This is a genomic window from Streptosporangium sp. DT93, assembly GCF_049844535.1.
GTDB lineage: Bacteria > Actinomycetota > Actinomycetes > Streptosporangiales > Streptosporangiaceae > Streptosporangium.
This window is the reverse complement of record NZ_JBNCLF010000022.1, coordinates 24112-44126: the sequence shown is the minus strand read 5'-3', so window position 1 is coordinate 44126 and position 20015 is coordinate 24112. Positions and strand designations below refer to the sequence as shown.

The window sequence follows — 20015 nt, the reverse complement described above, 5'->3', positions numbered from 1 at the left end:
AGCGCGCTGGAAGCCTCGTGATGCCTCGGGGCGGCGATGCTGGATGGAGACGTTGAAACCACTGGGATTTTCGGAGACTTATTGTGGTTACTCCGTAGCACCAAGTGATTTTTAGTACTAACATACGACTCGGCAGTGACGTGGCTCACACGGCTGACGGTTTTTCTCAATGGTCCAGGTGGCCCCTGTGGTGGCCGCTCGCCATTGGCGACCTACCAGTGCTGAGGTGGGCTGTTTTCTGTCCTGATACGGCTCGCCGGATCGGAGGCCAGCGAAGATGCCCCCTTTTCCCCCTGACGAAGATCATCGTGTGATGCCAGAGTCGGAGCAGGATCCTGAATCCCTGCACGAGCTTCGGGGGCCGGCTACCCGGCGGTTGATGACCTTGGAGGCGCGTGGTGAACTGGCCACTGAGCATGTGCGGCTTGTGGCGTCGTGCTTGAACGCCTCGGAACGTACCGTGTGGCGGTGGCTCGAGCGGGCGCGCGCGGAAGGCAAGACCGAGCGCAAGCCGCGCAGCGCGTTCACGCTGACCGATGATCTGCTGGCCCAGCTCGCGCTGCTGGGAGGCAACTGCGCGCATCTGCACCGGGAGTTGGTCAAGCAGGAACGCGCCGGGGGCCCTGCCGCACCCAGCCTGCGCACGTTGTATCGGGCGGTCAATCGCGCGTTGACTCCGGGTGAGTGGAGCGGTATCCGCAAGGGGGAGATGGCGCGCCGCCGTTTCGATGTCTACCTGCGCCGGCCTACCGATACCGACCAGCACCACCGCAACACTGTCTGGGAAGGCGACCATGTCCAGGTTCCGGTGAGGGTCGATGTCGATGGACAGCTGATCAAGCCGTGGGTGACCTGGTTCGTGGACTGTGCCACCGACGCCGTGTGCGGGCTGGCGGTGACGCCTGGGTATCCCAACCGGGCCAGCATCCTGGCTGCGCTTCGCAGCGCGATCTTGCACGATGAGCAGTATGGGCCGTTCGGCGGGGTGCCGACACTGGTGCGTGTCGATCGCGGTAAGGACTTCTTGTGTAAGACGGTGATGACGGCGTTGAGTCGTTTCGCCGTTGTTGTCGGGGACCTGCCGGGCTATTGCCCGTGGCTCAAGGGCACCGTCGAGGAGTTGAACGGGGCTGCGGAGAAGATGTTCTTCAACACGCTGCCGCACTATGTTGGCCGGCCCACTTTCCCGGGGGGCAAGCCCATCGATCCGGACGAGCATGTGCTGTTGTTCGAGGATTTCGTTGAGTTGCTGCTGGGGTGGGTGCGGGAGTGGAATTTCGATATTCCCAAGCCGGCTTTGTCGGGCCGGACTCCGCATCAAGCCTGGCTGGATGATGCGTGGCCGATCGATAACATCCCGGCTGAGGATCTGCGGTTGTTCATGCTGGAAGACGACGGACGTGAGCGGACTCTCACGAGCAATGGGGTGTCGTGGCGCGGGCGTAAGTATGTGGGGGCCTGGATGACGGGCTTTGGCGGGACGGGACGGAAGGTGCGCTTGCGGTACATGCCTCATCATGATCATGAGGTTGAGGTGTTCGACGCGGTCACGGGCCGCCATCTGGGTCCGGCCGTCTTGGGGGACCAGGCGCCGAAGCAGGCGGTCGTGGCGGTTCAGGCCGCGCGCCGTAGCGCGAGCAAACGGGTCACCAGGGCGCTGAAGGCCGCGGCGAAAAAGCGCAGGATCCAGTATGGGGCGGTTACCAAAGCCGAACCCCCTCGATTGCTGGGTGCAATGACCTCTGAAGAGGCCCGAGCCGAGCTGGCGGGTATCGATTATCAGAAGCTGCCTGCCCGGGCCGCCTCGGAGATCATTCCGTTGCGGCCTCCTGCCCCTGGCTGGACTCTCCCTAAGAAACCCCCGCAGGGACCTTCTAAAAATCAGGAGGAGAAGTCTTGAATGCAGGCTTTTTATCTCCGCTGGATGAGGCTCATGATCACTACTTGCGCCTGAAGGGCGCCAGCGTAGTGGTCACCGAAGCGCTCCAGCGTATCCAGGACAATGTGGAGATCGCGATCGAAGAGCGCGCGATGATGTGCGTGCACGGTGATTCCGGATTGGGTAAGACAATGTCGGTGAACGCCTCACTGCGCGAACTCGCCCCTGACGATACCCTGCGCATCCAGTTTCGCTCGCACCCCTACCCGCGCGATATCCGCAATGTGTTGTTCGACGCCCTCGAGATACCGGGACCTGCACCGGTTTATCCGCTGGAGTTCGACAAGCTTCTCAAAGAGAAGCTGGCGGAGAAGTTCCGGGTATTGGTGTGTGACGAGGCGCAGTGGTTGTCCACCGATTGTTTTGAGTTGTGGCGTCATCTGTGGGACGACCCGGGTACCGATATCACGATCATTTTCGTGGGAGGTGCGCACTGCTACAAGGTGTTGCAGCGTGAACGCATGCTGGCTTCTCGCGTTCTGCTGTGGCAGAAGTTCGAGCCGTTGACGGCCGCTGAGGTGATGACGGTGATGCCGGTCTACCACTCGATCTGGGCCGAGGCCGACCTGGAGGACATCTTGCTGGCCAATCGCCAGGCCGGGCACGGTAATTTCCGTGCCTGGGCAAAGATCACCGTGCTGGCGGTTCGCGCGCTCAAGAAGCTGGGGCGCACAACGGTCGACAAGGATGTGCTGGTGTGGGTGTTCGACAGGCTCCGCGAAAACAAGGAGTTGTCGTGACAGCCACCGCTGGAGCTGCGTCCTCCTACGCTCCTGGTGCCCCATGGGTGACGGTCGTGGTGGATGCCGATGATGATTACCACATCACCCGCGCCGCACTGGGGGCGCACGATGTGGCCAACGGTGTGCTCGCGGTGCATCCCACGGTCGGCGTCTCTGCGATGGCGGCACTGGCCCAAGATATTTTGGTCGCACTGGGTAAACTGCCGACAGCGGTGGTGAAGGAGCCTCTCACGGCCACCGCGATGTGGATGATTACCACGGCGTGGGTCATCGGGATGGACATCCGACAGCTGGTGATCTTGCGGGCTCATCGGTTGCCTCGCCCGGCTTTGGCCCGGCTGGTGCAATTGGCCGCGGATGCCAACACGTCGTTGACTTTGGTCTGGCATGCCCGTCCGCCCGCGAGATGGGAAGGTCTGCTGCCGACGGCGACCATAAGAATCTTGCAGGCAGGCGCCGCACCGGTTGCGGCTGACGAGCAGCAGCCACCCGTTGCCGCGTTTGCTGATGTGCCTGAGCAACAATGTTCACCCTTAATGAGTAAACAGCGGCAAGAGCAGGCTCGCTTGGTGATGTGCCAGGCATTGCCCGAGGTACCACAGAGCAACGTGTTGCATTTTCGCGCCAATGCCTTCCGGGCGCTGAGCCGTGAGGACTTCGCGCGCGTGGACTTGCTCTACACCTCAGCTATGGATGCCGCGTGTGCTTTTTTATCGGCTCATCCGGACTACTGTAAGGAGATCCAAACCAGCGCCGGTGTCGACCTCCATGGCGATGGCAAGGAGAGCGGCGATCGCGACGTGCCGGATGGTCAAGTCGCTGAGAGACTCAAGTTCGCTCTTGATGACCTAGCGGTACAGGTTGGTGGCTTGCCTTCGGCGTCGGCGTCTTTGCCGCGGCCTTGGGAGGACAGGGAAGCGATCGCGCGTTTCGTCACCGAACTCGTCGTCGCTGCGCCCTCTCATGCGCATACCGTCGCGCTTTTGCATGGTGCACAGGCAGGCTTCCTATTGCACGGAATTCATCTTGTTATTCCTGCTAACCCGGAAAAGCTTGGCGGGCCAGGTTTTGTTGATCCACCGCTCACGCCAGCGGTTGCTGAGCAGATCCGGAGTCACATTATTGATCCGGTGCGGGCGGGTGCTTTAGCGGCGTTCTTGGCAACTGGCCTTTCGGCTTGGTGGCTGAGCCTGATCTCCATGTGCAGACTAGCACCAGATGCCTCCATTCTGCGCGCATACACGCCATTTAAGATAGGCTACCCAATTCCATTGTGGGCAAGGGATCTGTTGGCGGCGGCGCGCGCGTTCGCCGTCTTGCAGAACTGCGACGACGATGAACGTTTCCTGGCTACGGGTATCGGCGTGGGGGGACAGACACTGGCCGACACTGCGCAACGATGTGGCCTCAACCTCCGAGAATTCATGTTGGACGGCCATCGCGATGATTGGCGTCTGCAAATGCGCTGTTTTTGGGTGGCGTTACCGTTTCATCCTCGCGATCATGCGGTTCGCAGGTCCCCGGCGTGTACCTGAATTTTTATCATCACGCGCTCGGGAGGATTTCTGGTGTCCCAGCAAATTAACAGCACTCTCATTTGGAGCCGAGCCGCTGAGATGAATGCGGCAGGCGGCGCGAACTATACTGAGCTTGTTTCCTTACTTGCCCGAAAGCAGCCTGATGAGTCAATCGAGTTAGGTAAACTCTCCGGCGAAACGGTGCTGAAGCTGCAGCACTTACTAGGTCTAACGGCAGAAGAACTACTGCCGGGAATCGACACTGTTGCCGCGAAGCCTCTTTTGCGGGAGCGTAAGGACGGCAGATCGCTTCATGTTGCGCTGACGCATTTCGGCCCTCTCTCCAATGAAGAGATCATCTCCGTCTTCGACTGGAGCATGGAGAGATTAGAAACTGCCTTTAGAGTACTGGAAGAGCTTTTAACCGAGACCGGAAGACAGGTGCAGCGCAGCGGAGCTGTGTTATCGCTGCGCGAGGAGAAGTATGCATTGTCGAAGGCGGTGACGGACGCGCTGAGAGCCCGTCGTGACTGGTCGCTTCCTGTGCTTGCACAGGAGGCGTGCCTGTTGGTCACCGCATTGCGTCCATTACCTCCTCACACGCATGGTGCTGTCGAACTTCCCGCCTGCACGATCACCGAGTTGATTCAGCGCGGCATCGCGGCGCCCTACGGCCGCGCCACATCCAAAAACGATGATCGTGGTGTTGCTCACACCTCCCGGAGGGAAAGCTTGCCGTTCGTGCTGCATCCCGATGTCATGTTCGCCTTCAGCCCGGGTGAGCCGTCCATGCCCGATGAGGTTATGGACACCTGTGCCGATCACCACTCGGCCCCGTCATGATCGGCTGCCTTCGAGCCTTGTGCGCTGACTTGCCGGCTCGATCCTCGCGCCCGCCATGGCGGCACCGATGAGCGGACCTGGTCATGGGCGCAGCGTCGCTACCGGCGCCCCCCTGCCGCTCGTGGACTCCGACGCCGAAGGGACGCTTGATCTGGCCATGAGGGCAACAGCTGATTGGTTAGCCGGCAAACAGGGCAACACCCGCGTCAGCCATCTGGAGGATGTACGCAGCTGGCTCAGTCACTGCCAGAACGGGCGTGTGAACCCGTTGAGGGCGACCCCTTGGGACATCATCTGGTGGATCAAGGGTCTCGAGCGCAGTGCTGCAGCGGTACCGGTGGGCAAGCGCGTGGCGAGCGTGCACTCGTGGTATGTACATCTGCTGCACCAGCGGATCTGCAGGCGTGACCCCACCGAGGGGGTGCAGTTGCCGTCGGCTGAGCCGCTGCGTCCCCGGGTGCGCGCTCACACCATGATGGCCAGCGCGGTGTTGGTCGACTACGCCGACGCGTGTGCATCCGAGTGCGGCACCGAGATGGCCGACGAGGTAGTCGCTGAGAGGGCCTGGCGCGATGCGGCCTTGCTGGCGGTGTGGTTTTACACCGAGATCGCGCCGCCGGCGTTGTTGGCTGTTGAGCTGAGCGCGCTGAGGTCCATCCCAGGTGGACTGCGGCTGGTGAAGCCCGGCGACGGTGAGGCGGTGGTCTTGGCCGAGCACGCCGATCGGCTGGTGCGCGGTTATCTGGAACGGCGCGGCGCCAGGCTGCGACAGCGCTGGGGGCAGCTGCGCGGGCCGCTGCTGGCTACCACTCCTGCGGAAGAGGGTGGTTTGGCCGACCTTCCCCTGACCGGCACGCGCGTGCTCGCCATCTTGCGCGCTCTTGCCGACCACTGCGGTCTGCCGCATCGTCCCCGGCTAAGCCCTGGTGGTGCCGCCATGTCCAGCCGAAACGGCCGAAGTGGCCAGGCAGGTGGTCACGGCGCCAGCGAGGCGGCAGTGGTCACCTCAGGCACCTTGTCGATCATCGATCGGTGAAGAGGGCAAGGAGTCGCCAGCGCCATGCCGTCGATGCGATCGGGCCGTTCAGTCGTCCAAAGGGGGGCGTCGCGGGCGCTGGTCACTGGCCGGTGACGGCCGGTAGGACCGGTGCGGGTATGTCGGTCAGTAAGAGTGCGAACAGAATGTCGGGGTGAAGCCCTGTAGGGGTGAGATATCCATCAGGGCCGTCATCGTCGCCTGTCGGCGAATCGGGCTGCGGTGGATGGCCGATGGCGTGACCTGGGGATGGTTGAGGCTGGCCGCAGGTGGTCGGCGGGGCATGAGCGTGCACAGCGGCCACGATCGGGCCAGCGCTGTCGAAGGTGAGCGGGTTGGCGCGCCGGCGGATGCCGGGCAGGTTGTCGCCGGCTTGAGGGCTGGGGGAGCGGCTGGCGATCACGTATCCGCGTGAGTCGCGGATCAACACGAACGGGGTGTGCTGCAGGTGCTGCTGGAGTGCGTCCAGGGCGGCGTGGACGCGCTGCAAAGGCCAGCCGGTGATGATGGAGAGGGTTTCGGCGCTCACTGGGGCGGGGCGCGAGCGGGGGACGAGCAGAGTTTCGATGATGTCGCTGTCGGTGCCGAGCCCTACTTTCGTGCTGTCGCAGGGGGAGGTGATCAAGTCGGCGGGGTGCACTCCCAAGGCGGTGGCGATGTCGGACAGCCAGGTGAGCGTCACCCGCTCGGGGGCGAGCACCCGCTGTAGATCGCGGGGGTGGATGCCGATCTCGGCGACGAAGGTGGTGCTGTCCCAGCCGAGGTCGCCAGCCCGGGACTCGATCAGGGCGAAGTCGAGGGCACAGTGGATGCGGGCGCCGGTCATGGCCACTCCTGGTGAGGGGAGGCCGGTTGCCGGCCGGGGTCGGGGCGTCGTTGGTGCAGCGCGGGGCCGATGTGCCAACAGCCGGTGAGGTAGTGCCAGGGACGCTCAAGCGGCGAATCGAGGCGCAGTTCGACGTCGCAGGCGCGAGCGGCCGGCTCCAGCAGGGCCCCGTCACGACCGATGAGGGTGGCGAAGCTCTTGCCGATGCGGGCAGAGCTCATCCGGCGAAACAGTGCACCGGCCTGCAGCAGGTCGCGACCGTGGTCGGGGATGGCGTAGCGGTAGTTTCCCCTGCGCAGCCGCCGGGCATCATCGTCGACCGTCTGCAGAGCCATCTGGGCCACTTCGTGGCCGGGCTCACCGGTGAACAGTGCGATGGCGAGCGCGGTGGCGATGAGGGGATGGGCGATCTGGCTGCGGATCCGATGAGCGGCCGAGCGGGTGAAGGAGGATCGGCCGAAACCTGGTCCGTGTGCCGTCGACAGGTCCTCTGGGGGGCTCAGCAGCAGCCCGTGCAGCAAGAATGCCGCCTGGGCTCCTCGGATGCGCGCGATGCTGTGGCCGGGGGTGGGCGCGTCGTTGACCAGGCCGGATAAGAACACCTGCAGGCCGGCGCTGTCACTCCACGGCCGCACGGAGCGGTCGGGAACGTCGGCGGGTGAGGAGGTGGTCTCTATCGTGGGGGTTCGTCCCACGAGATGATCGACGAGGGAGGAGGCTTTCGAGGCCTCGAAACTGATGCCGATGTCGTTGAGGGCAAGGGCGGCCTTGCGGGAGGCGCGCTCGTCGTGGGCGCTCAGCCAGCGGCAGGCATTGTGCAGTCCTCGATGGTATTCGGCGTCGAGGCGAGCGAACGCGGTGGCGCTCAAGCACCGGTAGGCATTGGCCCGGTACCACGGTAGCGGTGCCGCCACGACCTCAGGCAGTGGCGCCGTCGGCTCGTCTGCGTCGATGGGCGCCTTGCCGATGGGTCTTTCTGGCAGGAGGTCGGGGTCGCAGCTGATGTGGTGCTCGATTCCCGCTAACTGCTGCTGCAGCGCTGGTGCGATATCGCCGTGGTGATGGATCAACATCAGGTGCACGCCGGTCAGGGCGCGCAGGTGAAGCAGACGCTGCCAGCGCCGGGGGGTCATCCGATGAGCTCGCAGCACGATCACCGTGGTGATGCCTCCAATGCGCGTCCAGGTCGCCGCGGCCGCCCAGGCGGAGGCTGCATTGGACAGGTGCTGCACGTTCAGCTGGGTAGCCCGTTTGCCCAGGGCGATCAGCACGTCATGGGCCAAGATCTGGTCGTCGGTGACGGCGGTGGTCGGATGCACCGTGATACAGCCGTGCTCGGGGGCATGCGCGGCCAGGGCCGCGTCGGTGATGGCGCGGTCGTCGTGAGGGTCGAGCACGATGGTCACGGCCGGAGCGCGCACTGCGCAGACGGTCGCGGTCGAGGTCGCTGAGGGCTCGTCGGCCGACGGTAGGGGGGAGGTGTTCGGCATCGAGGCGCCTTCCTTCATGCCCATGATGTGACCGGCTGCTGTCTGGGCAGGCTCGTCGACTGCTCGCAGGCTGGGAGGCGACGCTCGTAGGAGTCCGGTCGCCCGCGGCCGTGATGGTTAGGCTGGTGTGCGCCGGCAGCCGCTCGGTGACAGGCACAGACCACCTCGACATGGGGTATCTCTGATCACCTGGTTATCTGGAGTAACTCTATGGAAGTGAACAACGCCGGTGACACCGGCGCCACCGATTCGGTGAAATCTCCGGCCTTTCTGCTCCCGCCTTCGACCGCGGCGGCGATCGATCTGCTCGGCCGCCGCTGGATCTTGCAGGTTCTGTATCTGTTGTGTCAGGGCGAGGCTCGCTTCAGTCAGCTGGTTCGGGCGGTGCCGGGCCTTTCGGGGCGGGTGTTGACCGAGCGTTTGCGTGAACTCGCCGACCAAGGGCTGGTGCGGCGCATCGTCGAGGACGGGCCGCCCACCCGGATCACCTACTGCCTGACCGAGCAGGGGGCCGCCCTGCGCACCGCTTTCGATCACATCGATGCCTGGGCGGCCACGCACCACCCTGTTGGCGCCTCTTGAGGCGACCGCACCCCACCGGATCCGACCTTGCCCTTGGCTGTGACCGTAGCCCTTTCAAGGGTCCGCGCGGGCCGCGCCACCCACGGCAATAGCGCGGCGCTTTGCTATATGGCGATGCGGGCCAATTCGAAGACTTCGTTCGGGGAGACCTCGCGATCCCACGGGGTGGCCACCTCGGTCAAGAAGCGCACCGCCCGCAGCAGTGCGTACGGAGCCTCGGGCCGCCCGGCCGCGTACAGAACCCGCCAGGGCGAGCGCACCGTTGTGCTGATCATCAGCCGCGGCTCGGCACACGAGGCGGCATCCGTGCCCCGGACCCGGGCCGGAGGATAGGTGTGGATCTGGGTTTGAGTCAAGATACCCACGTGCTGCCAAAACGCCAGTAGATCAGCCATGGTCTCCACCTCCGGGTGACCACAGGCCTGTACAAGAGCGGAGAAGCCGCTGTCCCAGCGGTCCCAATTGCGCTCGTCACCGATCATCTGCAGCCGCAATGTGTGGACGCCGGGGTATTCATCCAGCTCGGGCACCTCGCCGGGGGCCGGTATGTAGTCCAGGGGCGGCTGGATGCCGTCCCAGACGCTGGAGGCCAGCCACTGCTCAGCATCGGCCCACCGCTCGGGGCTGTGGGCCGCGGCGTGTGCGGCGATCTCTTGTGGTGAGGCGCACGGGGCATCGAGGAAGGCGCGGATGATCTCACCGGCGCGGGGGCAGATGGTCAGCCAGCCGCTCTCGTGCACCCCGATGATCGGATGAGGAGCGTCCGTCGGTCGCGGGAGGTCGGGGTGGGTGAGGGTGATCTGGGGCGGCCGCGGTGGCAGGGTGGGTAGTTCCACCCGGTGGGGGCGTCGGCCGTAGCGGTCGATCCAGTCGCGGGCCAAGGCCACCCGCTGGCACTCGATCGCATCCTCCTCGGCCTGGCGGACCTTTTCACGGGCCTCGCGCAGTTGTTCGCGGCGCTGTTGTTCAGCGGTGGTCAGGTGCACATGACAATGCTCGGCACCGATGCCGGTGAAGATGCGCTTGGCGCAGCGCACGCCTTTGGCGTTGGTGCCGGTGCACTGGGCGTGCGGAAAGAGGTCAGGGCGGGAGGCCTCACTGAGTGCCTGCAGGTGTTCGGCGGGGATGTCGGGTTTGGCGGGGGCGTACATCTCCGGGATGACCGTCTGCGGGTCGCTGCCGGCCTCGCGGGCCTGGGCGAACACCGAGCGCGGGCTCGGTACTCCGCTGCTCCAGGAGGGGGCCAGGGGCAGGCGGGATTCGACGATGACGCCGGCGTGCGCGGCGTTGATCAGGGCCTGGGTCGCCTCGTGCTGGATGGACAGCTCCTCGGTGAGGTTGAGGCGTGCGCCGTGGACGAGGGAGAGGATGGAGTTGATCTCCCATGACAGTTGGGCGGCTTGGACCAGCAGCCAGGCGGGGGAGTGGCCGCCGTGGTGGTTGCGGCGCGGCAGGGCGATCGTGCGGGCGGGACGACGCGACTCCGTGGTGATCATCGTTGCCTCTTTAAGGTGTGCCGGGGCGAGCAAAGCAATCGCTGTCAGCTTTTCGTCGCGGGAAGGCGAGTGCTGATCACCCTCCGCTATATGTACCAAACTTGGTACAGACCTTTGAGGATCATGCACGCCACCGTGGGTGAGTGCCCGCCCCGACCACGCCACGCCTCGCTGAGCTGCGCAGACAGTTCGGCATGCGGCTACGCGACGTGCGGGAAGGACAAGGGCTCAGCCAGGAGCAACTCGGAGAACTCGCCGAGGTCGACCGCAAGACCATCAACCGCATCGAGAACGGCATGTACAGCCCCCGGCTGGACAACGTCTTCCAGATCGCCGACGCCCTTGACATTCCGATCAAGGAATTATTTGTCCTGTGCAATACCTCACCCAGCGGATGAAAATCACTTTTCTTACGTGATGCGACGGTTCCCCGCACCCTCGGCATCGCGCGGGCTATCGGGAGAAGCGAACCGCTTCATGTCACAGAGTGATAATGCGATCGCGATCCGTTCATCGTCAAGCGCTGTATCAGCCAGATCAAGGAGCTGTCTGGCCTTCCGCTTCGATAAGACCTCGAACAGTTACCTGGCCGGTCTCCATCTTCGCGAGGTCATGTCGTGAATCCGTGGCTCAGCCGTATGAAGATCCTTGCCTCGCACAGGCCCTAATGTGACGTCTGGAGTACCTCGGTCAGCGGTGCGATCGTAACCAGTGTGCTCGCCGCCTTGGCGAGCTCGTCGTCGAACGTCACCAGCGCGTCCGCCTGTAGCCGGGTCAACGCGATGTACTCCGCCTTGTAGGTGTTCGGCCAGCCGAGTGTGCGGGCGACCTCCCAAGCGGTGGATTGAAGTACCCGGTCCCCGAGCAACCGGATGCGCAACGAACGGATGCCGTCAAGGATCTTCTTTGCTGTTCGCTCGTCGTTGTCGCCTCGGCGGACGGAGTCGTACATGAGCGCCAGCGTCTGCGATCGCAGCAACGTCGGTGCGAGCAGCACGTGGCCTGCCGGAATCGCCGGACCGTCGGTCGCGAGCCAGATGGCCACCGGAGCATCGACGGCGAATCGTGTCATGCGAGCACCTTCCCACAGGACCGCGGGTTCGCGGCGCGGTCGGAGCACGTGATCGCCAGACAGTCCTTGATTCACGTGACAGCACTTCCGCGCCTGAGGTCCGTAGCGTGGTGCCATGTCGGCGAATGCGGCCGGTAGCGGACGCACAAAGGAGGGCGTGACGCCATGAACCCGTTCGATGATCCCGACGGCATCTTCGTGGTGCTCGTCAATGACGAGGAGCAGCACTCGTTGTGGCCGTCCAAGCTCGCCGTCCCGGCCGGCTGGCGAGTGGTCCACGGCGAGGCCGCCAGGCAGGAGTGCCTCGACTACGTCGAGACGAACTGGACCGACATCCGCCCGCGCAGCGCTCGCGCACTCACCCGGAGCTGATCGCGCGTCACGCGATCACCGTGGACACATCGGTGCACGGACAGGCACGCCCCGACCGCCACGCGTGCTGAGATCCGATACGCGACATGGAGGCTGAGCGGCATGGAGCCTGAAGTGCTGACCGACACGCTTCTAGCGCGGGCTGACCGGACGCCGGATGTCGTCATCTACGAAAGCGTCGACCCGCTCGGCCCCGTCAGCACGCTGACGTACGCACAGGTCGCCGGCCGGGCCTCCGCGTTGGCCGAGCGGCTCGCCTCGGTCGCCGACGGCCCGGTGCTGCTGGCCTACCCGGCCGGGCTCGACTACACGGTCGCCGTGTTCGGCGCGTTCCTCGCCGGTCGGCCGGTGATCCCGGCCTTCCCGCCGGGCACGTCCTCAAGGCATGACGGTGATCGGCTCGCCGGCATCGTCGCCGACGCCCGCCCGCCGGTCGTCGTGGCACCTCAGCCCTACCCTGAGATCACGACACCGATCGTGCTGAGCGTGCCCGGCGCGGAAGCAGACGGCGGCACGTGGCCGCAGTTGCGGCGCAGGACGGCCGGGAGCGATGTCGCGGTCATCCAGTACACCTCGGGAAGCACCGGCCGGCCGAGGGGTGTGCTGGTGCGGCACGACAGTCTCGCCGCCAACACCGCGGCCATCGTGGAGCGGTTCGAGCTGCGCCCGGGCTCTCGCGCGTTGACCTGGCTGCCGCCGTTTCACGACATGGGTCTCGTCGGTGGCCTGCTGACACCGATGAGCGCCGGCATCCCGATGCGCATCATGCGGCCCGGTGACTTCCTCAAGGCGCCACTGTGGTGGCTGATGCAGATCAGCGAGACCGGCACCACCCACACCGGCGGCCCCAACTTCAGCTACGACTTGTGCGTGCGCCGGGCACGCGATGAGCAGGAGCTGAGCGGGATCGACCTGTCGCGGTGGCGGGTCGCCTTCAGCGGCAGCGAGACGGTCCGGCATCAGACCATGACGCAGTTCGCGCGGCGTTTCGCTCCGGCCGGTTTCCGTGCGGAGGCGTTCCTTCCCTGTTACGGCCTCGCCGAGGCGACGCTGATCGTCAGCGCCGGTCACTGGGCAGGGCCAGCCGCCGACGCCGCCGTAAGCTGCGGAACGCCGGTTCGGGATCAGCGGGTCGTCATCGTTGATCCAGAACGCCACCTGCCGGTGGAGGAGGGGGTGGAAGGCGAGATCTGGATCGCCGGGCCGAACGTCACACCCGGCTATCTCTCCGGCGATGCCGGCGACCTCTTCGGTGAGCTGGACGGGCTGCGTTTCCTGCGCACCGGCGATCTTGGGTGTTTGCGTGGCGGTGAGCTCTTCGTGAGCGGCCGGATCAAGGACGTGATCGTCTTTCGCGGCGTGAATCACCACGCGGTCGACGTGGAGGCGGTGGCGCTCGACGTGGCCGGCAGTGTCGGCCGCATGGCGGCGGCGTTCCTGGTCGACACCGGGCCCGAGCCGTTGCCTGTGCTCCTGCTGGAGACGCACGGGCAGCAGGACGAGGCGCTGACGTCGAAGGTGCGGGCGGCCGTGCTGTCTCGGACCGGATTGCGCCTCGGCGTTGTCGCGCTGGTCCCGCCGCGCTCGCTGCCGCGCACGTCCAGCGGGAAGATACGGCGCTCCGCCACGCGCGAGGCCTTCGTGTCCGGCGCCTTCGACGAGGTGCTGCCCGGCGGGGCCACACGCTCGGCGTCGGCCGACAGCCGAGCCCAGGCTGAGGCGACCAGCGAGCTCACCGCCATGATCTGCGGCGTCGTCTCCATGATCTGCGAGGCCGACGACTGCCGACCGGCGGACAACCTGATCGACCTGGGGGTCGACTCGGTGCGCGCGGCGGAGGCCGCGGCCGTGCTCGAACACGCGCTGGGCCTCACAGTGCCTCTGGAGGCCATCTTGGCCGTGTCCACACCGGACGACGCGGCGAAGGCTCTCATCGCGGACTGGCTCGCCAAGGGCCAGGAACCGGGTCTCATACGCGATCGGGTGGTCACGGCCGGCAACGGCGCGGGAGTCGTGTGATGGATCTCGCGGCGGGACGCGGCCTCGTCCGGCGATGGCGGGCCGGAGGCGAGGGCGAAACGCCGACTCCGCAGGGTCCCGCCCCGATGTCGAAGGTACAGCGCGGGGTCATGGTGTTCGAGCGGTTGTGCCCCGGCACCGCTGTCTTCAACCTGCGCTTCGCCGCCCGGCATACCGGAGACCTCGACGAGGACCGGCTGGATGGTGCGCTCCGCGTCCTGGCTCGCCGTCATCCGGCCCTGCGCGCCACGTTCGTCGACGGCGACCACGGGCCGGTCCGGGTCGTCCGAGACGACCTCACCCTTACGGCACAACGAACCGACTTGCGGCATCTGCCGCCGCCGCAGCGCTCGGCGGCCGCGCTCGAACACGCGGCGCGCATCGCGGCCGAGCCGTTCGACCTCGAGCGCGGGCCGCTGGCGCGGGTGCACGGCTACCGCCTAGCCGACGATGAGCGCCTGCTCGTCTTCGTGGCGCACCACCTGGTCTGCGACGGAGCCTCCATGCGGGTGCTGTTGGCCGAGCTGGACGCCGCCTACCGTGGTGAGCTCACAGGGGTGGTATCCGATCCGGCGCCGGCGCCCGCCGACTCGTCGGCACTGGAGTACTGGCGAACCCAGCTCGCCGGTCTGCCTGAACTGGACCTGCCGGCCGACCACACGCGCCCCGCACACGCGACGTTCCAGGCGGGCTCGATACCGCTGCAGATTCCCGCCGAACTGGTCGCGGAGGCCGAACGGCTGGCGCGCAGCGAGCGCACCACGCTGTTCACGGTGGTGCTGGCCGCGTTCCAGGTGCTGCTCGGACAGCACAGCGGCCAAAGTGACTTCGCGCTGGGAACACCCGAGGCGGGCCGGTCACGGCCGGGTGTGCACGGCGCGGTCGGCCTCCTGTCCGACCTGCTCGTGTTGCGGGCCGATCTCAGCGGGCGGCCGACCTTTCGGGAACTCGTCCGTCGTGCGCGCGCCACCTGCCTGGCCGCCCTGGCTCACCGGGGTGTGCCGTTCGAGGACCTGGTCGCCACGCTCGCGCCGGGACGCCACGTCGGCGGTTCGCTGGTGCGAGCGAGCATCGCCTTCCAGGGCGACTGGGGCGAACCGACGCTGGCCGGTTCGCCGCTCGAGCAGGTCGCCGTCGCCCGTCCCGGTATCCGCTACGACCTGGAGCTGCACCTGTGGCGCGACCAGGGCGGGCTGTGGGGAATGTGGGACTACAGCGCAGAGACGTTCGAGCAGACGACGGCGACCCGGATGGCGCAGCGGCTGCCGATGCTCCTCGCCCGCGGGCTGGCCGAGCCCGACACACCGCTCGACCTGCTCGACCTGCTCACCGACCAGGAGCGGGAACTACTCCTTCGATGGCGGCACGGCCCAGACACCGAAGACTCTGAAGCCCCCGAAGACCTTGAAGATCCTGACGCCGGCCTGGTCGATCTGTTCGCGGCGCAGGTGGCCCGGACACCGGACGCGGTCGCCATCGAGGACGCGCGCCGCACGCTGACCTACCGCCGGCTGGACGAGCGCTCCAACCAGCTCGCTCACCTGTTACGGAAGCGGGCCGTCGAAGCCGGGGACGTCGTCGGTATCCGGCTCGGCAGGTCCGTGGACCTGGCCGTGGCCATGCTGGGCATCATGAAGGCCGGAGCGGCCTACCTGCCGCTCGATCCCGCCTACCCGGCCGATCGAACGGCCTACATGCTCGCCGACAGTTCGGCACGGATGGTCGTCACCGACGCCGAGCTCGGCGAGCTTGAGGCGGAACCGGTGTCCGGTGTGGATGGCGGGCGGGTGCCGCCGGACCGGCTGGCGTACGTGCTGTACACCTCGGGCTCTACGGGACGCCCCAAGGGAGTGCTCATCACCCACCGCAACGCGGCGGCGATGGTGGTCTGGGGCGGGCGTACCTTCTCGCCGGAGCAGTTGTCTCGGGTGCTGGCCTCGACGTCGATCTCCTTCGACGTGTCGGTCTTTGAGTTCTTCGCCACGCTCTGCGCGGGCGGCACCGTCGTCGTGGTCGACAACGCGCTTTCCCTGCTCGCCGATCCACCGCAGGTGACGATGGTCAGCTCGGTGCCGTCGGCGGCTCGCGCACTGGTCGCGGCGGGTGCTCTGCCGCGCAGCACGCGGGTGGTCGGTCTGGCCGGTGAGGCGGTCACCGGATCGCTGGTCGAGGAGCTGTATGCCACCGGGCACATTGAGGCGGTCTTCAACCTCTACGGCCCTACCGAGGACACCACCTACTCGACGTACACCCTGCTGCGCCCGGCGGAACAGCCGCCTCCGATCGGCGTGCCGCTGCCTCACGGGCGCTGCTACGTGCTCGACGGCGGGCTGCGACCGGTGCCGGTCGGCGCGGTCGGCGAGCTCTACCTGGCCGGTCGCGGTCTGAGCCGTGGCTATGTCAACCAGTCCGCGCTCACCGCGTCGCGCTACGTCGCCGACCCTTATGCGGTGGCTCCCGGTGAGCGCATGTACCGTACCGGCGACATGGTGCGCTACCGGTCGGACGGTGCCCTGCTCTACCTGGGGCGGCGCGACTTTCAGGTCAAGGTGCGCGGGCAGCGGATCGAGCTGGGGGAGATCGAGAACACCCTGCAGCGGCACGCGCACGTCGGCGACGCGGCGGTCTGCCTGCAGGACGGCAGACTCGTCGGATACCTGACCGCGCGCCGCCCCGGCGGCCTGAATGTGGGTGATGTCCGGGCGTACCTGCGGCGCACGCTGCCCATCGTCATGGTCCCGAGCACCCTGGTCGTCCTCGACGCGCTGCCGCGCACTCCGAACGGCAAGGTGGACCGCCTGGCGCTGCCGGTCGCGGACGCCCCGGCCGCGGTCGGCGGCGAGCCGCCGCGCGGAACCGACGAGGAACTGGTCGCCGAGGTCTGGCGGCAGGTTCTCGGCCTGGATGCGGTCGGACGTGACGACGACTTCTTCGATCTGGGCGGCGACTCGCTGAAGGCCGGTGAGGTGCTCATCGGGCTGCGCGAACGGTCGGGCCGCGCACTTTCGTTGCGGCTGGTCTTCGAGAACTCTCGGCTGGCCGATCTCGCCGCCGCGCTTTCCACGCCCGAACCGTCATACGCCGGGCAGGCGGTCCCGGCGCGGCCGCCCGGCGCCAGACCCGTTCTCTCCTTCGAGCAGCAGCGAGTCTGGCTGGAGTGCCAGATCAGGTCCAAGGTCGCCTACAACGTGCACGGACGTCAGTGGCTTCGCGGCCCCCTCGACGTGCCGGTCCTGGAACGCAGCATCCGAGCGATCATCGAGCGGCACGAGAGCCTGCGCACGACGTTCCCCGTCGTGCGAGGGCTGCCCGAGCAACGGGTGGCCGAGCCGGACCCCTCGTGGCGGATCACCGTGGAGGACCTGTCCGGGCTCGGCGCCGAAGGAGCCGGTGCGGCGATGCGCCTGGCCGACGACGAGGCGGCCATGCCCTTCGACCTGGTCCGCGGGCCGCTGCTTCGCTGCCTGCTGGTACGACTGAGCGACACCGAACACCTGCTCAGCGTGACGGTTCATCACATCGTCTCCGACGGCCGGTCGATCGGTTTGATCCTGCGTGAGCTCTCCACGCTGTATCGGGCCGGCGGCGAAGCCGAGCGGGCCGCACTGCCGCCGCTGGCGGTCCAGTACCTGGACTACGCGGTATGGCAGCGGAGCACACTGACCGACGAGCACCTGGCAGAACCCATCGAGTACTGGCGTGACCGGCTCGCGGGGGCGCCGCCCGCGCTGGCCCTGCCGACCGCCCGCCGGCGGCTGCCGTCACAAGGCACGGTCGGCGGTAAGGTGCGGGCCGTCCTGGGCGCCGACGAGGTGGCCGCGCTGCACAAACTGTGCCGGGTTCACCGGGTGACCCCGTTCATGGCGATGCTCGCCGCCCTGGCGAGCGTGCTGCGCCGCTGGTCCGGTCAAGACGACGTGGTCATCGGTGTCCCGGTGGACACGCGAGGAGCGTCAGGCACCGACACGCTGATCGGCCTCTTCGTCAACACCGTTCCGCTGCGCGTCGAGCTCACCGGCGACCCGGCGTTCGGTCAGGTGCTCGACCGGGTACGGCGCACGGCCGTCGAAGGGTATGTAAACCACGGCGGGACCCCGTTCGAGATTCTGGTCGGCAGGCTGGGGGCGGTGCGAGACCCGTCGCGGACGCCGCTGTTCCAGGTGCTGCTGAACATGATCGAGGACGCCGGGCAGGAGTGGCGGCTGCCCGGCATCGCGGCGCAGGCACCGGACCTCCCGGCGCAGCCGAGCAAGTTCGACCTCAACCTGGACGTGCACCACAGCGCGGACGACTACCGGCTTGAGCTGCTCTATCACGCCGAACGCTTCGAGGCCTCGGCGATGCGGGCCCTCCTGGACCAGGTCGTGGCGATCCTCGCCGCGGCCGCCGACGACCCCTCCCGCGGCATCCTGGCCTGCGAACTGGAGCGCCCGGCCGAGGACGGCGACGCGGCGCCGGCGGCCCCGGCGCCCCACCTCGACCTCGTACGCCTGGCAGAGGGGCGGCCGGATCGCGGCGCGGTGGTCGACCGGGACGGCGAGTGGACCTACCGGCAACTGGCCAGGGCGACCGTGGCCGTCGCCGACCTGGCGTCCGGGCACGCGGGACCGGGCGCGGTGGCCGTGGTCCGGCGCCGGTCGGCCGGACTCGTGGCCGCGCTTGTGGGCTGCGCGCGGGCCGACGTGCCCTACACGCTCATCGAGCCTGGCGACGTTCCGGCGGGGTCTGTCGTGTTCGACCCGTCTCCGGCCGCGGGTGCAGGCGGGGTGATCGACGTCGGTGAGCTGCTGCGCGCTCCGGGCGCAGGCGGTGATGGGCCCGCCGAGACGTCCAAGGGGCCCGGCCCTGCCGGTGATCGGCTCTCCGGCCTGACCGGTGACGATCTGCTCGCCGTCCCCACCGGCGACGCCGGCCTGACGATGTGCGCCATGTCCCTGGCGCTGGCCGCCGGGGCCGCGGTGGCCCTCGCCGACGAGGTGACGGCCGGCGACCCCGATGCGCTGCCGGCGTGGTTGCGCGATACCGGCGCGACCGCGGTCTACCTGACCGCGCCGCTGCTACGGGCGCTGACTCCGCATCCGGGCGGGACGGTCCTGCCGCTGCTGCGTCATGCGTTCCTCGACAACCGGGGCGACCTCACCGCCCACGACGTGGCACTGATGCGGCGGCTCGCTCCAAGCTGCCGGGTGGTGGCCCTGTACCGGCCGGCCGGGGGGAACGCGCCACTGGCCGCCTACGAGGTGCCCGGCACGTGGTCGCCGTCCACGGCACCGCTGCGCGTGCCGATCGGCAGGCACTTCACCGGCCCTTCGGCGGTCGTGCGTAACGCGGCCGGGAGACCGGCCGCGACCGCCGAGGTGGGGGAGCTCCACCTCGGCGCCACCCGTACCGGGGATCTCGTCCGGCGACGGCCCGACGGCATGGTCGAATTCGCCGGCCCGGCGACCACGGGCAGGGCGGGCGCACCGCAGGGCGACCCGCTGGAGACGGTCGCGGTCCTGCGTGACCTGCCCGACGTCCTGGACGCGGTGGTGACCGGCTACCGGGAACGCGACGACCGGCCCGGACTGGTGGCTTACATCGCCTGCCGGGACGCCACCGTCGATCTCGACCGGCTGCGGCAACGCTTGGTGACCCATCTGCCGCAGTATCTGCTCCCGCGGCACGTGGTGAGGCTGAAGCGGCTTCCGCTGACGAGCAGCGGCGACTACGACCTGGCCGCGCTCCCCGATCCCGCCGGCGACGACGCGCCGGCCGGATGACCAGAGCGCGAGATCGCCCAGATACTGATCTTCGAGGAGGAGCCGACGTGGCGATCTCGTTCCTTGACGGTACGGAGAACGGCTCCGGCGAGGAGCGGCTCGGCCGGATCCTGGCCCTCACACGAGAGGTGTTGTGCAATCCCGACATCGCCGCCGACGACGACCTCGCCGGTCACGGCGGCACGTCGCTGTCGATCGTCCGGATCGTCGCCCTGGCGAACCGCACGCTCCACCTGGACATCAACCCGCGCGATCTCGACGCGACGATCACGGCCCGCAACCTGGCCAGGGTCGCGCGGCCATCGCGCTGACGAAGGA

Annotated in this window: 15 protein-coding genes; 11 read left to right on the top strand and 4 right to left on the bottom strand. The window is 67.3% G+C overall.

Translation table 11 applies throughout. The annotated features are described in order from the left end of the window. The first annotated feature begins 313 nt into the window (after positions 1-313). The 5 genes from ACLQ2R_RS33440 (at position 314) to ACLQ2R_RS33420 (ending at position 6078) form a co-directional block, all read left to right on the top strand. Positions 314-1900, top strand: coding sequence for a Mu transposase C-terminal domain-containing protein (locus tag ACLQ2R_RS33440; protein WP_425965414.1), 1587 nt, complete (start codon positions 314-316; stop codon positions 1898-1900). Further along, positions 1897-2679, top strand: a complete 783-nt coding sequence (locus ACLQ2R_RS33435; protein WP_425965413.1) for an AAA family ATPase — start codon at positions 1897-1899, stop codon at positions 2677-2679. Before ACLQ2R_RS33440 ends, ACLQ2R_RS33435 begins: the two co-directional genes overlap by 4 nt. Before the next feature lie 47 nt (positions 2680-2726). Then, positions 2727-4217, top strand: coding sequence for a hypothetical protein (locus ACLQ2R_RS33430; protein ID WP_425965412.1), 1491 nt, complete (start codon positions 2727-2729; stop codon positions 4215-4217). A gap of 33 nt (positions 4218-4250) precedes the next feature. Continuing rightward, entirely contained in the window at positions 4251-5042 is a 792-nt protein-coding gene (locus tag ACLQ2R_RS33425) for a hypothetical protein (RefSeq protein WP_425965411.1), read from the top strand. A gap of 121 nt (positions 5043-5163) precedes the next feature. After that, positions 5164-6078 carry a hypothetical protein gene (locus ACLQ2R_RS33420; RefSeq protein WP_425965410.1) on the top strand — a complete coding sequence of 305 codons (915 nt, stop codon included), beginning with the start codon at positions 5164-5166 and terminating at the stop codon, positions 6076-6078. An 82-nt stretch (positions 6079-6160) separates the two neighbouring features. On the opposite strand, the gene ACLQ2R_RS33415 is transcribed toward ACLQ2R_RS33420, so the two are convergent. Continuing rightward, entirely contained in the window at positions 6161-6904 is a 744-nt protein-coding gene (locus tag ACLQ2R_RS33415) for a hypothetical protein (protein WP_425965409.1), read from the bottom strand. Then, positions 6901-8418 carry a hypothetical protein gene (locus ACLQ2R_RS33410; protein WP_425965408.1) on the bottom strand — a complete coding sequence of 506 codons (1518 nt, stop codon included), beginning with the start codon at positions 8416-8418 and terminating at the stop codon, positions 6901-6903. The genes ACLQ2R_RS33415 and ACLQ2R_RS33410 overlap by 4 nt, the downstream gene beginning before the upstream one ends. Before the next feature lie 186 nt (positions 8419-8604). On the opposite strand from ACLQ2R_RS33410, the gene ACLQ2R_RS33405 reads away from it, so the two are divergent. Next, positions 8605-8976, top strand: coding sequence for a winged helix-turn-helix transcriptional regulator (locus ACLQ2R_RS33405; RefSeq protein ID WP_425965407.1), 372 nt, complete (start codon positions 8605-8607; stop codon positions 8974-8976). A 104-nt stretch (positions 8977-9080) separates the two neighbouring features. Here the strand turns inward: ACLQ2R_RS33405 and ACLQ2R_RS33400 are convergent, their stop codons facing one another. After that, entirely contained in the window at positions 9081-10472 is a 1392-nt protein-coding gene (locus tag ACLQ2R_RS33400; protein WP_425965406.1) for a hypothetical protein, read from the bottom strand. 143 nt (positions 10473-10615) lie between these two features. Between ACLQ2R_RS33400 and ACLQ2R_RS33395 the strand changes: the two genes are divergently transcribed. Further along, complete coding sequence (locus ACLQ2R_RS33395; protein ID WP_425965405.1) at positions 10616-10870, top strand: helix-turn-helix transcriptional regulator; 255 nt, start codon at positions 10616-10618, stop codon at positions 10868-10870. A 266-nt stretch (positions 10871-11136) separates the two neighbouring features. Here ACLQ2R_RS33395 and ACLQ2R_RS33390 read toward each other — a convergent pair whose 3' ends face one another. After that, positions 11137-11544, bottom strand: a complete 408-nt coding sequence (locus ACLQ2R_RS33390) for a type II toxin-antitoxin system VapC family toxin (protein WP_425965404.1) — start codon at positions 11542-11544, stop codon at positions 11137-11139. 165 nt (positions 11545-11709) lie between these two features. Between ACLQ2R_RS33390 and ACLQ2R_RS33385 the strand changes: the two genes are divergently transcribed. From ACLQ2R_RS33385 to ACLQ2R_RS33370, 4 genes are all read left to right on the top strand, one after another. Then, positions 11710-11916: an MbtH family protein gene (locus ACLQ2R_RS33385; RefSeq protein WP_425965403.1), complete on the top strand. Its 207-nt coding sequence runs from the start codon at positions 11710-11712 to the stop codon at positions 11914-11916. 102 nt (positions 11917-12018) lie between these two features. After that, complete coding sequence (locus tag ACLQ2R_RS33380; protein WP_425965402.1) at positions 12019-13935, top strand: AMP-binding protein; 1917 nt, start codon at positions 12019-12021, stop codon at positions 13933-13935. An 86-nt stretch (positions 13936-14021) separates the two neighbouring features. Beyond that, the gene (locus ACLQ2R_RS33375; protein ID WP_425965401.1) at positions 14022-19697 is read left to right on the top strand and encodes an amino acid adenylation domain-containing protein; all 5676 of its coding nucleotides are present in this window, start codon (positions 14022-14024) and stop codon (positions 19695-19697) included. Positions 19698-19744: 47 nt separating this feature from the next. Continuing rightward, complete coding sequence (locus ACLQ2R_RS33370; RefSeq protein WP_425965400.1) at positions 19745-20008, top strand: acyl carrier protein; 264 nt, start codon at positions 19745-19747, stop codon at positions 20006-20008. Positions 20009-20015 lie beyond the last annotated feature (7 nt).

Bases quoted from the DNA above. Each gene is read 5' to 3' on its own strand.
- ACLQ2R_RS33440 (WP_425965414.1), top strand. From the start codon at position 314: ATGCCAGAGTCGGAGCAGGATCCTGAATCCCTGCACGAGCTTCGGGGG.
- ACLQ2R_RS33415 (WP_425965409.1), bottom strand. From the start codon at position 6,904: ATGACCGGCGCCCGCATCCACTGTGCCCTCGACTTCGCCCTGATCGAG.
- ACLQ2R_RS33410 (WP_425965408.1), bottom strand. From the start codon at position 8,418: ATGGGCATGAAGGAAGGCGCCTCGATGCCGAACACCTCCCCCCTACCG.
- ACLQ2R_RS33405 (WP_425965407.1), top strand. From the start codon at position 8,605: ATGGAAGTGAACAACGCCGGTGACACCGGCGCCACCGATTCGGTGAAA.
- ACLQ2R_RS33400 (WP_425965406.1), bottom strand. From the start codon at position 10,472: ATGATCACCACGGAGTCGCGTCGTCCCGCCCGCACGATCGCCCTGCCG.
- ACLQ2R_RS33390 (WP_425965404.1), bottom strand. From the start codon at position 11,544: ATGACACGATTCGCCGTCGATGCTCCGGTGGCCATCTGGCTCGCGACC.
- ACLQ2R_RS33385 (WP_425965403.1), top strand. From the start codon at position 11,710: ATGAACCCGTTCGATGATCCCGACGGCATCTTCGTGGTGCTCGTCAAT.
- ACLQ2R_RS33380 (WP_425965402.1), top strand. From the start codon at position 12,019: ATGGAGCCTGAAGTGCTGACCGACACGCTTCTAGCGCGGGCTGACCGG.
- ACLQ2R_RS33375 (WP_425965401.1), top strand. From the start codon at position 14,022: ATGTCGAAGGTACAGCGCGGGGTCATGGTGTTCGAGCGGTTGTGCCCC.